Raw genomic sequence first — 14,029 nt, forward strand, 5'->3', positions numbered from 1 at the left:
CAGAGACCAGCAGCGCGCAGGTTACGGGAAAGTTTCCGGCACGCCTCGTCATCCTGTCCCGCGTGGACGCCCCACGGCAATAGGAAGGGTCGATTCGACCGCTATCGAGTAACCCTCGGCCGCGCCGAACTCCGTCGATGGGTCGGCGTCGTCCATCTCGGAGGCATCGAGCAGCGTGATGGCGACGACCGGCGTCCGCGCGCCGCCGATCACTGGTCAGCATCGGGCGGTAACGGACGGTCGTGATATTGGAAACACTCTTGACAGAAAGACATGATATCGACATGCTTCGCTAAAGAGAGCGCTCTCTATCCTGGTAAACCGCCTCCACCACCCCCAAGCTGAGGAGCCTCCCGTGTTCACATCCCGGCCCAGCCTCCGCTTCCGCCCCCTCGTACTCCTGGCGGCCGCCCTCGTCGCGACCGCGACAGCGCTCGTCGTCCCGGCGCACCCCGACCGGGCCGAGGCCGCCATCGGCCCCATCAGCTGGCAGGACGAGTTCAACTCCCCCGCCGGCACGCCCGTCGACCAGAACAAGTGGCGGTTCGACACCGGCGGTGGCGGCTGGGGCAACAACGAGCGGCAGTACTACACGAACAGCACCAGCAACGCCGTCCACGACGGCCAGGGCAACCTGGTCATCACCGCCCGCCGGGACAATCCCGCCAACTACCAGTGCCACTACGGGCGCTGTGAGTACACATCGGCACGGTTGCTGACGGCGGCCACCTTCACCCAGACGTACGGGCGGTTCGAGGCCCGGATCAAGGTCCCTCGTGGTCAGGGCATCTGGCCTGCCTTCTGGATGCTCGGCACCGGCGGCGGGTGGCCCGACGCTGGCGAGATCGACGTCATGGAGAACATCGGCAGGGAGCCCAACACCGTCTACGGCACCGTGCACGGGCCCGGCTACTCCGGCGGCGGCGGCATCACGGGCAGCCGCACCCTCGGCGCGCCGCTCGCCGACACCTTCCACACCTACCGGGTGGACTGGGAACCGAACGTCATCACCTGGTACGTCGACGGGGTGCAGTATCACCGGGTCGATCCCGCTCGGCTCGGCGGCAACCGTTGGGTGTTCGATCACCCCTTCTTCATGATTCTCAACGTGGCGGTCGGTGGCAACTGGCCCGGCTACCCGGACGGCTCGACCCAGTTCCCGCAGCAGATGCTCGTCGACTACGTCCGGGTGTCCAGCTACACCTCGGGTGGTGGGGGCGACCCGGCTCCCGGCACCAACCGGATCCGGGGTGCGCAGAGCGGTCGCTGCATCGACATCCCCGGCGCCAACCCGGTCGAGGGCGCCAAACTCCAGATCTGGGACTGCAACACCACGGCGGCCCAGAGCTGGACCTTCGCCTCCGACGGGACCGTCCGCGCGATGGGCAAGTGCATGGACCCGGCCTGGGCCGGCACCGCCAACGGCACCGAGGTCAACCTCGTCAGCTGCAACGGCAACACGGCGCAACGCTTCACCCTCAACGCCTCCGGCGACCTGGTCAACCTCAACGCCAACAAGTGCGTGGACGTACGGGAGGCCAACCCCAACAACGGCGGCAAACTGCACCTGTGGGACTGCCTCGGCGCCGCCAACCAGAAGTGGTCTCGCATCTGATCAGCCGAGCGCGAAGGCGTGGGCCGTCCGAGGGGAACTTCGGGCGGCCCACCGCCGTTGCGGCCTCCACCCACCTCCTCGAACCGGATTAGCTCGATGGGCGGGGAGGCCAGGCCCACGCCCACTATGTTCGGATTAGTCCAGAATCCGGCAGTTCCGGGAGTGAGCTCATGTCGCACCACCTCGATACGCCCCTGGCCGCCCAGGGCGGCCAGTTGTACATCGACGACCTTTACGTCTTCAACGGCGACCGCGCCACGGTGTTCGTCATGGACGTCAACAGCTCGGTGACCAAGGCCGACATCAAGCGCGGCTTCCACGCCGAGGCGCGTTACGAGATCAAGATCCACATCAACGGCACCGAGGCGGAGGACCTGACCTACCGGTTCGCCTTCGGCGAGCCGGACGGCGACGCCCGGCAGGCCCTCCAGTTGTACGAGCTCACCGGCGCGGACGCCCGCGACGACGCCGCGATGGGCACCCCCATCGCCGAGGGGCGCACCGGCGAGGTGACCACCGGCGGCAACGTCCGGATCTGGGCCGGCCGGATCACCGACCCCTTCTACGTCGACCTCGACGAACTCGCCACCATCAACGGCGCGGTCAAGAACGGTTCACCTGTGGACCGCTCCGCGTGGCGGGTCGACCAGGCCAAGAACAGCTTTGCCGGCACCACAGTCGAGTCGATCGTCCTCGAGGTCTCCCACGACGAACCACTGCTGCGCGACGGCACCGAGATCGGCGTGTGGTGTCGCACCATGCTGGCCACCGACGCCGGCGGATGGCGGCAGATCAACCGCGCCGGCCACCCCATGATGTGGCCGATCTTCTGGCCCCACGACACCGACTTCTCCAACCCCGCCAACTTCCGGCACCCCAGCAACGACCTCACCGAGGGCGGCGAGGAGATCGCGAACGCGGTCGCCGGGGTGGTCAAGGCGAACGGCACCGCACCGGACCCGCAGGCGTACGGCTGGAGCGTCGCCCGGCAGCTCTACCCCGACGTGTTGTCGTACAAGGTCGGCACGGCCGCGAACTTCGGCTTCGCGGTCCGCAACGGACGCACCCTGGCCGACAACGCCGCCGAGGTGATGTTCTCCCTGGTCCTCAACACCGGCACCACGGCGGGCCTCACCTCGGAGGTCACCAAGGCCGCCCGTTCCGCCACGTTCCCGTACGTGGTCGCGGCCTGAATCCGCTCGCAAGGGCTCGGCCGCCGACACGGCGCCGAGCCCTTGCCGTGCGCGCCCTTGACGACGGCCGAGCGGGCAGGACGGGCCACCCATGATCGCGCTCGATCCAGGAAAGAGGCCCCTGCCGCGCGCACGACACCACGACATCCAGGATCGAACACGATCATCGAACGCCCACCGGGTGATGCTCGCGTCATTCACGCCCTGATGGGTGTTTTGCGTAGTTAGTCTCTTAAGTGCTTCCCAGGGTTCTTTAGGACAAAGGAGACTCGATGCGTAGAAAGATTCTCGCGGGCTTGGCCGGCGTCGCCGCCGTCGTCGCGCTCGCCGGACCGGCCGCCGCGGACACCACGGGCGACACGATCGTGACCCTCACCGTCGACGCCGCCGGTGGCCTGTCGATCACCGTGCCCGCGACGGCGAACATCGGCCACGGCGTGGAGGGCTCGACCATCTCCGGTCAGCTCGGCCCGGTCACCGTGCTGGACCAGCGCGGATCGCTCACCCCCAACTGGACCGCCAACGTCATCTCCACCGACTTCGTCACCGGTGGTGGCTCCTCCGGGGAGACGATCCCCAACATCAACGTCCGGTACTGGTCCGGTCCCGCCACGGCGACCGCCGGTGGCGGCACCTTCACACCGGGTCAGCCCACCGCCGCCCAGGCAGTGATCATCAACGTCCCCCAGACGGCGATGACCCACACCGGCGGCACCGGCAACAACTTCGCCACCTGGAACCCGACCCTGGTGGTGGACGTACCCGTCGGCACCGTCCAGGGTGTCTACACGGGGACGGTGACACATTCGGTGTTCTGAGCCGCTCGGCCGGCTGGTGCTGCTGGCCTCGGTCGCCCTCGTGGCGCTCGGGGTTTCGGCGGCACCAGCCGTTGCCGTGCGGGAGCAGCGACAGGAGCCGGCCGAGGAAGCCGCGATCAGCATCCGGATGCTGGACATCCCGGCCAGTCGGGTGCAGGACCCCCGGGCCCAGGTCTACATCGTGGATCACCTGAAGCCCGGGACGACGATCAACCGCCGGGTCGAGGTGCAGAACACCTCCGCCGAGACGCAGAAAATCGAGTTCTATTCCGGCGCCGCGTCGGTCGAGAACAACGCCTTCACGGTGCCCGAGGGGCGTACGGGAAACGAACTGAGCGGGTGGATCCGGCTGAAGACCGCCACCATGGAGCTGGACCCGGGCGAGCGGCAACCGGTCGAGGTCGAACTCGCCGTGCCGAGGAAGGCATCGAAGGGCGAGCGGTACGCGGCGATCTGGGCGCAGGTCACCAGCGCGAAGGAACGCACCGGCAACGTCACCCAGATCCACCGGGTGGGCATCCGGGTCTACCTCGACATCGGCCCGGGTGGTGAGCCGCCAACTGACTTCCGGATCGAAGGGTTGGCCGCGGAGCCGGGAACCGGTGAGTTCCCAGTGGTCACCGCGAAGGTCACCAACACCGGCGAACGCGCGCTGGACATGACCGGCACCCTGTCGCTGAACAAGGCGGCGGTGCAGGCCGGTCCGTTCAAGGTGACAAACGGCGTGACGATCCTGCCCGGCCAGAGCGGTCAGGTGCGGATCGAGGTCAACCAGGCCCTGCCCGCCGGGACCTGGGACGTGCACGCGAAGCTCGCCAGCGGCACCGTGGAACGCACAGCGACCGGGAAGATCGTCCTACCCGTCGCGGCGCCCATGACTGTCGCGACGTCCAGCGGGCCGAGTTGGCTGGTCTACACGGTCGGTGGGGTCGCCCTGCTGGTGCTGGTCACCCTCGGCGGCTGGTACCTCGTCCGCCGGCAGCGCACCCAGTTGGCCTGACGTCCCCGGACCAGAGACTGCCCGGCCGTTCCCTCCGGAACGGCCGGGCAGCGACGTCTGACCGAGTCGATCATGGACTTGTGCTGGCCGACCTGGGCGCAATCAAAACGATTTGTCCCCCACCACAACTTCACGATCCAAGAGGCGGGGCGGCGGGCGAGGGGTGTCGGGCCGGGGTTCAGATGACGGAGTGCGTCACGACCGCCACGTAGTCGCCGACCACCACCCCGGACGGGAGCGTCACGAACAGCGTGGGGTTCCAGGTGGCGGAATTCGGGCCTCCCGTTTGGCCGGACCACCCGGCGGCCGTACGCGGCGTGTTCAGCACCGCCCCGGGCTGCGGGACGAAGGATCCGACCCCGGTGCTGGCGACGACGGGCCCGGAGGCGTACGTGATGTTGCTGTTGGGGATGGTCTCGCCACCCGAGCCGGAGCCCGTGGTGAAGTTCGTGCTGGAGACGACGCTGACCCAGTTGCCGGAGAACGGCCCACGGTCGTCGGTGACGGCCACCGGGCCGAGTTGACCCGATACCCCGGTCGTGCCCGAGCTGACGGTGCCGAGCGCCGAGATCGCCGGGACGCTGATGGACAGCCCACCGAGCGGGGTGATGACCAGGTCGACCGGTCGGGTCGCGGACTGGTCGAACGAGTCGGTCACCCGGACGGTGAACGGGAACGTCCCGGACACTGTGGGCGTGCCGGAGAGCAGGCCGGTGACCGGGTCGAGGGTCAGCCCGGCGGGCAGGCTCCCGGCGCTGACCGACCAGGTGAACGGGCCGGTGCCGCCGGTCACTGTGAGCTGGTACTGGTACGGCTCGTACGCCTTGCCGGGTGGGGGCGGTGGGAAGGTCAGCGTCGGCGACGCGTTGACGGTCACCGACCCGGAGGGGGCCGACTGTGGGCCGGTCCCGCCGGCGTTCGTCGCGGCCACCCGGAAGGTGTACGTGGCACCGGCGGTCAGCCCGGTGACGATCTGGGTCGTTGCGGTTCCGCTGAAGACCCGGGGTGTCTGTGCCACCGCGCCGATATACGGCGTCACTGTGTAGCCGGTGATCGGCGATCCGCCGTTGGCCGGGGCCGTCCAGCTGACAGTGGCGGCATTGGTTCCGGCGGTGGCCGCTGTGTTCGTCGGCGCTCCCGGCACCGTGTACGGGACCACCGCCGCCGAGGGCGGGCTGGCCGCGCCGGTCCCGAACGCGTTCACCGCCGCCACCCGGAAGGTGTACGACGAGCCCACAGTCAGCCCGGTCAGGGTGCGGCTGGTGGTGGAGGCGTCGAAGGTGACAGTCGGTTGGGTGACGCCGTCCCGGATCGGGGTGATCAGGTAGCTGGTGATCGGGCTGCCGTTGTTCGCCGGCGCGGTCCAGCTCACCGTGGCGCTGGAGACGCCCGCGACCGCTGTGGGCGCGGTCGGTGTGCCCGGTGTGGACGCGTAGACGAAGTTCGCCGACCCGGCGGAGCCCCGGGTGACGACGCTGACGGTGACCGTCGCCGGGCTGGACCGGGCGGGCATGGTGGAGATGGCGAGGGTGCCGTTGGGGTTCACAGTGAAGCAACCGGCGGCCGGGCCGGAGGTGCACGGCACCAGCAGCACCGACGTGCCGGCCTGCTGCTCGGCGGCCGTACCGATGGTGATCGCTGTCGCTCCGGTGAGGTTGCTGCCGCCGACGGTCACCGGGATGCCCCCGGAGACCGAACTCTGGGCCGGGGTGACTGTGACGCCGCTGGGCGCGGTGGCCGGCGCTACCGGTGTGGTGCTGGTGGCCAGGCCCGGGTTCGCGTCGATCGACGACGAGGTCGCCACCGTCGCGGTCTGGATCTGCGTCGGCGTCACGCCGGTGCCGGTGACGGTCGCGACGACGGTGATGGGCGGCAGGGAGGTGCCGCCGGCGAACGGGCCGTTGCTGTTGGTGCAGGTGATGGTCTGTCCGGACGGCGCGGCGCAGACCCAGCCGGAGCCGTACGCGGCGCGTGGGACGACACCGGCGGGCACGGTCTGGGTGACCGAGATCGGTGACGTCTCGGTGGCGCCGGCATCGACCCCGGCGGTGATCGAGTAGGTGACCGGGTCTCCGGGCTGCGGGGCGGCGCCGACCGCGCTGGTCTGCGTCACGTTCAGGTCCGGTACCGGGTTGAAGCTGACCGCCCGCGCGTCGTCGACCTCGTGGAAGTCGGTGACCGAGCCGGTCGATCCCACCCAGCCGAAGGCGAGTTGCCGGGGGTAACCGCTGGCGTTCAGCCAGGTCGGCGACGGGTACAGGCTCGGTGCCACGACCGGAAGTTCGCCCGCCAGGGTGCGGGCGGCACCCCCGACCGGGGTGAACCTGATCCGGTACTGGCCGGCGGGAGTGGTGATTCCGGAGTCGGTGGTGAACGGCGAGGCGGTGGTGTTGATGACCACCTCGACCGGCACCACTGACGCGGCCCGGGTGGCGGCCCGCAGCGGCAGGGCGGGAGACGAGGTGCTTCCGGCGGTGCTGTTGATCGCGCAGTAGCCGACCGCGTTGCGGCCCGGCCCCCGGACCACGACCTGTCCGGGGACCCGGCCGTTGGTGGTCGAGATGTACGGCGGGTTCGTACAGCCGGTCCCCTGGTAGGTGCTGTTGCTGAAGTTGCCGAAGACGTCCAGCCCGATGCCGAGGTAGCCGTTGGAGAGGCCCGCCGACACTCCGTTGAACGCCGCCGAGTAGCCCAGCGAGCCGCCCGGCTGGCCGAGGGTGGACGGGGGTCTCGGGTTGGCCGGGTCGACGGCGGCCAGGACGAAGGCGAGGCCGTCCGCCCCGGGGTTGATGCCGCCGTACTGGTAGGTGTTGAAGGTGACGTGCAGCCCCTGCGAGGTGGGCACGCTCACCGCGCCGAACACTCCACCCTGGCGGGTGATGGCGGCGGGGGTGAGGCGCAGCTTGCCGGAGCCCTGCGGGTCGGTGGAGGTGGTGCAACTGAGCAGTGGGCCGATGGTGGAGTTGCCCGCCGCGCTCAGGCAGGCGGCGTTGGTGGCGAGGAGACCGGGCACTGCTGGCACCGCCACCGCGCCGATGCCATTCGCTGTGTTGTTGTGGAAGGGTTGGTCGAACAGCACCGAGCCGGCCGCCGAGGCCGGGAGCGGCGCGACCGCGAGAACTCCCACGGTCACGGCTACCGCCAGCGTTGCGATTCTGCTCGGACGACGCCGGCCCCGAAACGACATGCCCACTCCCAGTTTTCACTCCAGTCCCGAGCTGGACTATATCCCCCTAAAACACCCATATTTCTCTTACGAGGATAAAGCCGACTGGGGTACCCGGCCGCGCAAAAGCGGACCGACCCCCTCGGTCACGCCGGGGAGGTCGGTCCGCTGAGACGGAAGCCGTCAGCCCTCGATGTCCCGAGGGTCGCGGCTGCGGGGGTACGTGTTCTTCTCCCCGATCGTGCCGTCCTGCTTCTTGATCACGTGTTCGACGCCGCGGTCGGCCGCCATCTCGCGGCCCTGGGCCTGCGCGTCAGCCTTCACGTCATGCGTGCTGCTGGCCCGCTCCTGGCCCTCCGGCTTGTTCTTCCACTGCCCGTCCTCGTGGTACGTGTCGACGTCACCCTTGGCCATGACCGGCTCCTCCCTGCGTCTGCGCTGTCTCCCGAATCAGTGCCCGCGAGCCGTGCCGGGCAAACTGCGGTCCTCAGGAGACGGCCGGGCAGTTGTTGCTCACCCGCCGCAGGATCTGTTCGCGTTCGTCGGTGGTGATGCCCGACGGCGTCCCGTCGAAGTGGGTCTCGACCTTTTCCCAGCCGCGACGCTGCTCGTAGTGCAGGTGCGGGGCTCCGGAGTTGCCGGTGCTGCCGAGCCGCCCGATCTGGTCACCCTGGGCGACCTTCTGACCCACGGTGACCAGCGGAGGTTCGAGCATGTGCAGGTACTGCGTCTCCCACTTGCCGCCATGGTCGATCTTCACCCAGTAGCCGCCGCCGCGCCCCCGTGGGCCGTCCGGGTTCTCCGGGTTCCGACCACCCAACGAGCCGTTGATGCCCGCCACTGTGACGGTGCCGGCGTACGAGGCGAGCACCGGCCGCCCCCACGTCTCGCCCTCGACCGGGAAGAAGTCGACGTCGTAGTCGTCGTGACCGGGGTAGGTGCTGAGTTGCCACGTCTCGCCGCAGGTCACCGGCATCTGGAAGAGCGGGCGCGGCCCGGCCGGTCGCAGCATCGGCACCGCGACCACCGCGACGCCCAGGACGGCCGCCGCCGCGACGAGCGCGAGCAGGAGACGGATGGCACGGCTTCGAGGGCGGCGGTGGGAGCGGGATCTGGTGGGGCGACCGGTCGTCACCGGCCCGAGCATGGCAGATCCCAGCAACGTTCCGATCCCGAGGTGACGCACCCGCAGCGGTGACATTGCAGTCGCACCGCAAACGAGATACCGTCGGATACAATGCAGTCGTATTGCAACGAGAGTGGGCTCCCATGCACGTGATCGCGTTGTCCGAGGTGACCGCCGCCATGACCGCCCTGGTCGGCGGCAAGGCTGCCGGGCTGGGCGAGCTGATCCGGCACGGCGAGCGGGTCCCCGACGGTTTCTGCGTCACCACCGAGGCACACCGGCTCGGCGTCGTCCCCACGGTCGAGGTCGTCGCCGCGTACCAGCGCCTCGGCGCGGGCCCGGTGGCGGTGCGCTCCAGCGCCACCGCCGAGGACCTGCCGGACGCGAGCTTCGCCGGGCAGCAGGACACCGTCCTCAACGTCACCGGCACCGCCGAGCTGATCGCCGCCATCGAGAAATGCTGGGCTTCGCTGCACGGCGACCGCGCGACCGCCTACCGCGACGCCCGCGGCATCGATCACCAGACGGTGCGGATGGCCGTCGTCGTGCAGCGCATGGTCACACCCGCGGTGGCGGGAGTGCTGTTCACGGCGAACCCGCTGACCGGGGGCCGCGACGAGATGGCCGTCGACGCCGCTGCGGGCCTCGGCACGACAGTGGTGGACGGCGCCGCCGCCGTCGACCACTACGTCCTCGACGACGTCGCGCCCACCGAGACCGGATGCCTGACGTCCACGCAACTGGCCCGCCTCCGCGCCGTCGGCGAACGGTTGCAGGCCCACTTCGGCTGCCCGCAGGATGTCGAGTGGGCGATCGACGCGGACGACGTGCTGTGGCTCCTCCAGTCCCGGCCGATCACCAGCCTGTTCCCCGCCCCACCGCTCAGCGAGAAGCCCCTCCCCCGCGTCTACCTGGAGTTCGGGCACGTTCAGGGCATGCTGCAACCGGTCACCCCGATGGGCATGTCGACTCTGCGGACGCAGATCGCCGCGATGCTCGCCGCGCTCGGGGTGCGGGTCGAGATCGTCGACATCGGCGGCCGCCTCTACGGCGACCTGACCGACCTCGCCCGTGACCGGTCGTCCCGCAAGCGGCTGGTGAAGCTCCTGGCCGTCGACTTCGGGCCGCGCGCCCAGGCGGTGATGCAGCACGTGCTGGCCGATCCCCGGTTCGCCCCGGCCAGCGGCGGCGCCCGGCGCGGTGGGGCGCCGGGCGCCGCGTCGCTGCGGACGGCCCGCCGCGCGGTGGTGGGCATCCTGCGGGCGCTGGCCCGTCCCGAGGCCGCGCGGACCCGGATGTTCGAGGCGATCGAACAGCTGAGGGTGAGCTCAGCAGCCCCCGCCGAGCTGCGTACCACCGCCGACCGGCTGCGCTTCGTGCAGGCGCAGGACGCCGAGGCCGATGACAGCGCCGACGCGATCATGTGGCCGATCGTCGCCGGGATGCTCGCCGCCGCCCTACCGGCCGCGCTGCTCAAGGGCGTCGCCGGCCCCGACGAGATCCACACCGTGCTCGGCGGCATGCCGCACAACGTCACCATCGAGATGGACCTGGCCCTGTGGCGGCTCGCCCAGGGCGTGGGCGACCACCGGCAGCTTCTCCTGGACACCCCGCCGGCCGAGTTGGCCGCACGCCACCTGCGCGGGACGCTGCCCGACATCGGCATGGCGGCCTTCCTGGACGTCTACGGGCACCGGGGCGTCGCCGAAGTCGACCTCGGAGTGCCGCGCTGGGCGGAGGACCCCACACCGGTCTTCGCCGCGGTCGCCAACTACCTGCGGGTGACCGATCCGCACCAGGGTCCCGACCAGCGCTTCCAGCGGGCCGCCGCAGCGGCGGAGACAGCGCTGGAGGAACTGGTCACCCGAGCTCGCCGTCGGCGGCCGGTGCGGGGCGGGATCGCCGCTTTCCTGTTGCGCCGGGCGCGGTCGTTGGCCGGCCTGCGCGAGGCCGGCAAGTTCGCCGGGCTGTACCCGCTGCGCGAGACCCGTCGCCAACTGCTGCTCATCGGCGCCGACCTGCACGCCAACGGGTTGCTGGACCAGCCCGACGACATCATGTTCCTGACCCTCGACGAGGTGCACACGGTCGTACACCAGGGTGTTGATCTGCGCGGCACCGTGACCGCTCGACGGGCCGTGCACGGCCGGGAGCTGCGGCGTCGGACGGTACCGGTGGCACTGCTCTCCGACGGTACGGATGTCGAGACCGTCCTGCCGGCGGCATCGACCGGCGACGGGACGCTCGCTGGAGTGGGTGCGTCGGCGGGCCGGGTGACCGGCCCCGCCCGGGTGGTGCGCGACCCGAGCACCGCCCACGTCGAGCCCGGCGAAGTCCTGGTGGCCGCGACCACGGACCCGGGCTGGACTCCGCTGTTCCTCACCGCGTCGGCGCTCGTCACCGAGACCGGCGCGATCATGGCGCACGGCCCGACGGTGGCCCGTGAGTACGGCATTCCCGCCGTCATCTGCGTGCCGGACGCCACCCGGACCATCACCACCGGGCAGCTCGTCACGGTGGACGGCGGCGCCGGCACCGTCACGCTGCACCGACCCTCGGCCTCCGAGCGAGAAGGACGACAATGACCGACACGACGACACCGACCAGGGCGCGGGTGGGCCCGCTGCTGCGGCGGGCGGCCGAGGCCGAGGCCGCGACGTGGCGCAGCCTGTACGTGTGGGCGCGGCGTCGTCCACTGCCGCTGGGGCCCGGCGACGAGCCGTTCGGCTACCTCGGCGTGGTCAGGCCGATCCTGGGCATCTTCATCGGCCTCTCGGTCGTGGAGATCCCGATCTTCGACGTGGTGGTCACCCACGTGGTGCCGTGGCGGCCCGCCCGCTGGATCGTGTTGGGCCTCGGCATCTGGGGTCTGCTCTGGATGATCGGCCTGTTCGCCAGCATGACGATCCACCCGCATGTCGTGGGTGACCGGGGCCTGCGGGTGCGGCTCAGCTGGGGCATCGACGTCTGGATCCCGTGGACCGACGTCGAGGCGCTGCGCAAGCGCTACCGATCGCTGCCGTCGAGCAAGTCGGTGCAGGTCGAGCAGGAGGGCGACCGGCGGGTGGTGTCCATCTCGGTCGGCAGCCAGACCAGCATCGACGTCCTGCTGCGCCGGCCGCTGACCTTCGACCTGCCGAAGACCGGGTCCACACCGGTCAACGAGCTGCGACTGTACGCCGACGACCCGGACGGCCTGCTGCGCAGCGCCCGGGGCACACCGGCGAGCCAGACCGTCAGCCGGTGACCGCCGCGCTGGCGGAGTCTCCGGGCCACCCACTGTGAAACGATCGAGGCCATGCCCAAGAAGGTCGATCACCAGGAGCGACGCACCCTCATCGCGGACGCGCTGATGCGGGTCGCCGCGGATCAGGGCCTGGAGGCCGTCAGCCTCCGACACGTCGCCGCCGAGGCCGGCGTGTCCGCCGGGATGGTCCAGCACTACTTCCGGACCAAGGACGAGATGATGGCGTTCGCGTTGAGCGTGGTGCGCGAGCGCAGCCAGCTCCGGGTCACCGAGGCGGTGGCAGGGCTGGGCGAGACCCCCTCGCCTCGGCTGCTGCTGCGCACGATGCTCGCCGCGCTGCTGCCACTCGACGAAGCCACCCGCGACAACGGGCGGGTGGCGCTCGCGTTCCTCGCCTACACGGCGGTGCGACCGTCGGCCGCGCCCAGCCTGCACGAGGACACCGCGCAGTTCACCGGGTTCATCGCCAGCGTCCTGCCCGACCGGCACGGCGCCGCCGCAGCGGCCGGCCTACTGGCGCTGATGGAGGGGCTCGGCGTCTACCTGCTGGGCGGGCAGTACACCGCCGAGCAGGCGCTGGGCGCGCTGGACGCCCACCTCGACCTGCTCTTCGGCTGATCCCGTCGTAGCTGGCCGTTGGCCCCCCGGCGAGGGGCGGCACGGACCAGGATGAGCGGATGAGCCGCGTCCACCGGGCCCGGCCGGTGCTGGTCGAGGAGGCACACCGGGCCACCACCTTCGAGATCTTCTTCGACCTGGTCCTGGTCTTCGCGCTGACGCGGCTCATCGGTTTCATGGCGGAGTCGCTGGGACCGCTCACCCTCTACCAGGGCCTGCTGCTCCTGCTCTGGTTCTGGTACGCGTGGAGCTGCTACGCCTGGCTGGGTAACCAGGTCCGCGCGGACAACGGCCCCGTGCTGGCCGGAATGCTCGCGGCGATGGCCGCCATCTTCGTGGCCGCCCTGGTGATCCCGGAGGCATGGCAGCGCCACGACGGCGCGTTGAGCCCGCCGCTCACACTGGCCATCGCCTACATCGTGGTCCGCGGGGTGCACCTCGCCCTGATGACCTACGCCTCGTCCGGCAACCCGCAGTACCGCCGGCAGACCCTGCGCTTCGCCGTGTCCACCACACTCGCCTGGGTTCCGCTCCTGGTGGGAGCCGTCCTCGGCGGGACCGCGCAGACCGTGCTGTGGACAGTGGCGTTCCTCGTCGACTACGGCGGCGGCCGGATCGCCACCGCCGCCAGCTTCGGCGAGGTCCGCAGCGGCGCCCACTTCGCCGAACGCCACGGTCTGGTGCTGATCATCGTGCTCGGTGAGTCCCTGCTGTCGGCCGGGGCCGGCGTGGGCCTGGCCATGATCGCCTGGCCGATGCTGGTGGCCGCGGTGTTCGGCTTCGCCGCGACCGTGTGCCTGTGGTGGCTCTACTTCGTGGGCGTAGCCCCGGAGGCCGCGAAGGTGCTGACCTCGGCCTCGCCGCGTACCCGACGCCGTCAGCAGTTGGCATCGGACGCTTACACGCTGGCGCACCTGCCGCTGGTCGCCGGGGTCGTCTACTTCGCCCTGGGCATCCACCTGATCCTCGCAAGCCTGACGGATCAGCCTCGGCACCCCGCCGGGGTGCCGATGGGATGGCCGGCGACGACAGTGCTCTACGGCGGTGCCGCGCTCTACCTCATCGGTCGTCTGCTGTTCCTCCGGCTGACCGTCGGCGGCTCGCCGGGCCATCTCGCCGCGATCGGCGTCGTCCTCCTGCTGCTGCCGGTGTCCCGGATCCTGCCCGCGCTGGCCGCCCTCGGCCTGCTGACGGCCATCCTCACCGCCCTGGTCCTGTACGAGCGGCTGCCCCGGGCCGACTGACC

11 protein-coding genes are annotated in these 14,029 nt (G+C 70.5%); 8 read left to right on the forward strand and 3 right to left on the reverse strand.

What is annotated here, in order from left to right:
- The first annotated feature begins 355 nt into the window (after window positions 1-355).
- The 4 genes from OG992_RS11150 to OG992_RS11165 all read left to right on the forward strand — a co-directional run bounded on the left by OG992_RS11150 (window position 356) and on the right by OG992_RS11165 (window position 4,626).
- Window positions 356-1,615 (forward strand): family 16 glycosylhydrolase, encoded by a 1,260-nt coding sequence (locus OG992_RS11150; protein ID WP_266303170.1) that lies wholly within the window; start codon window positions 356-358, stop codon window positions 1,613-1,615.
- Window positions 1,616-1,785: 170 nt separating this feature from the next.
- Window positions 1,786-2,808, forward strand: a complete 1,023-nt coding sequence (locus tag OG992_RS11155; RefSeq protein WP_266303171.1) for a DUF4331 family protein — start codon at window positions 1,786-1,788, stop codon at window positions 2,806-2,808.
- Between the two features lie 272 nt (window positions 2,809-3,080).
- Entirely contained in the window at window positions 3,081-3,626 is a 546-nt protein-coding gene (locus OG992_RS11160) for a hypothetical protein (protein WP_238686361.1), read from the forward strand.
- A 76-nt stretch (window positions 3,627-3,702) separates the two neighbouring features.
- Entirely contained in the window at window positions 3,703-4,626 is a 924-nt protein-coding gene (locus OG992_RS11165) for a hypothetical protein (protein WP_266303172.1), read from the forward strand.
- Between the two features lie 178 nt (window positions 4,627-4,804).
- Here OG992_RS11165 and OG992_RS11170 read toward each other — a convergent pair whose 3' ends face one another.
- From OG992_RS11170 to OG992_RS11180, 3 genes are all read right to left on the reverse strand, one after another.
- The gene (locus OG992_RS11170) at window positions 4,805-7,759 is read right to left on the reverse strand and encodes a fibronectin type III domain-containing protein (RefSeq protein WP_266303173.1); all 2,955 of its coding nucleotides are present in this window, start codon (window positions 7,757-7,759) and stop codon (window positions 4,805-4,807) included.
- 216 nt (window positions 7,760-7,975) lie between these two features.
- Window positions 7,976-8,206: a DUF2188 domain-containing protein gene (locus tag OG992_RS11175; protein ID WP_091401205.1), complete on the reverse strand. Its 231-nt coding sequence runs from the start codon at window positions 8,204-8,206 to the stop codon at window positions 7,976-7,978.
- Between the two features lie 73 nt (window positions 8,207-8,279).
- Window positions 8,280-8,939 (reverse strand): M23 family metallopeptidase, encoded by a 660-nt coding sequence (locus OG992_RS11180; protein ID WP_238686364.1) that lies wholly within the window; start codon window positions 8,937-8,939, stop codon window positions 8,280-8,282.
- A 122-nt stretch (window positions 8,940-9,061) separates the two neighbouring features.
- On the opposite strand from OG992_RS11180, the gene OG992_RS11185 reads away from it, so the two are divergent.
- Genes OG992_RS11185 through OG992_RS11200 form a run of 4 tightly spaced genes read left to right on the forward strand, consistent with a single transcriptional unit; the run spans window position 9,062 to window position 14,027 of the window.
- Entirely contained in the window at window positions 9,062-11,503 is a 2,442-nt protein-coding gene (locus tag OG992_RS11185; protein WP_266303174.1) for a PEP/pyruvate-binding domain-containing protein, read from the forward strand.
- Window positions 11,500-12,165, forward strand: coding sequence for a hypothetical protein (locus OG992_RS11190; protein WP_238686366.1), 666 nt, complete (start codon window positions 11,500-11,502; stop codon window positions 12,163-12,165). Before OG992_RS11185 ends, OG992_RS11190 begins: the two co-directional genes overlap by 4 nt.
- 51 nt (window positions 12,166-12,216) lie before the next feature.
- Window positions 12,217-12,783: a TetR/AcrR family transcriptional regulator gene (locus OG992_RS11195; RefSeq protein ID WP_238686367.1), complete on the forward strand. Its 567-nt coding sequence runs from the start codon at window positions 12,217-12,219 to the stop codon at window positions 12,781-12,783.
- Between the two features lie 59 nt (window positions 12,784-12,842).
- Complete coding sequence (locus OG992_RS11200) at window positions 12,843-14,027, forward strand: low temperature requirement protein A (protein WP_266303175.1); 1,185 nt, start codon at window positions 12,843-12,845, stop codon at window positions 14,025-14,027.
- Window positions 14,028-14,029: the final 2 nt, after the last annotated feature.

Origin of the sequence: Micromonospora sp. NBC_00362, assembly GCF_026342155.1 — a bacterium.
Classification (GTDB): Bacteria; Actinomycetota; Actinomycetes; order Mycobacteriales; family Micromonosporaceae; genus Micromonospora; species Micromonospora hortensis.

Bases quoted from the DNA above. Each gene is read 5' to 3' on its own strand.
- OG992_RS11185 (WP_266303174.1), top strand. From the start codon at position 9,062: ATGCACGTGATCGCGTTGTCCGAGGTGACCGCCGCCATGACCGCCCTG.
- OG992_RS11155 (WP_266303171.1), top strand. From the start codon at position 1,786: ATGTCGCACCACCTCGATACGCCCCTGGCCGCCCAGGGCGGCCAGTTG.
- OG992_RS11175 (WP_091401205.1), bottom strand. From the start codon at position 8,206: ATGGCCAAGGGTGACGTCGACACGTACCACGAGGACGGGCAGTGGAAG.
- OG992_RS11180 (WP_238686364.1), bottom strand. From the start codon at position 8,939: ATGCTCGGGCCGGTGACGACCGGTCGCCCCACCAGATCCCGCTCCCAC.
- OG992_RS11195 (WP_238686367.1), top strand. From the start codon at position 12,217: ATGCCCAAGAAGGTCGATCACCAGGAGCGACGCACCCTCATCGCGGAC.
- OG992_RS11160 (WP_238686361.1), top strand. From the start codon at position 3,081: ATGCGTAGAAAGATTCTCGCGGGCTTGGCCGGCGTCGCCGCCGTCGTC.
- OG992_RS11190 (WP_238686366.1), top strand. From the start codon at position 11,500: ATGACCGACACGACGACACCGACCAGGGCGCGGGTGGGCCCGCTGCTG.
- OG992_RS11200 (WP_266303175.1), top strand. From the start codon at position 12,843: ATGAGCCGCGTCCACCGGGCCCGGCCGGTGCTGGTCGAGGAGGCACAC.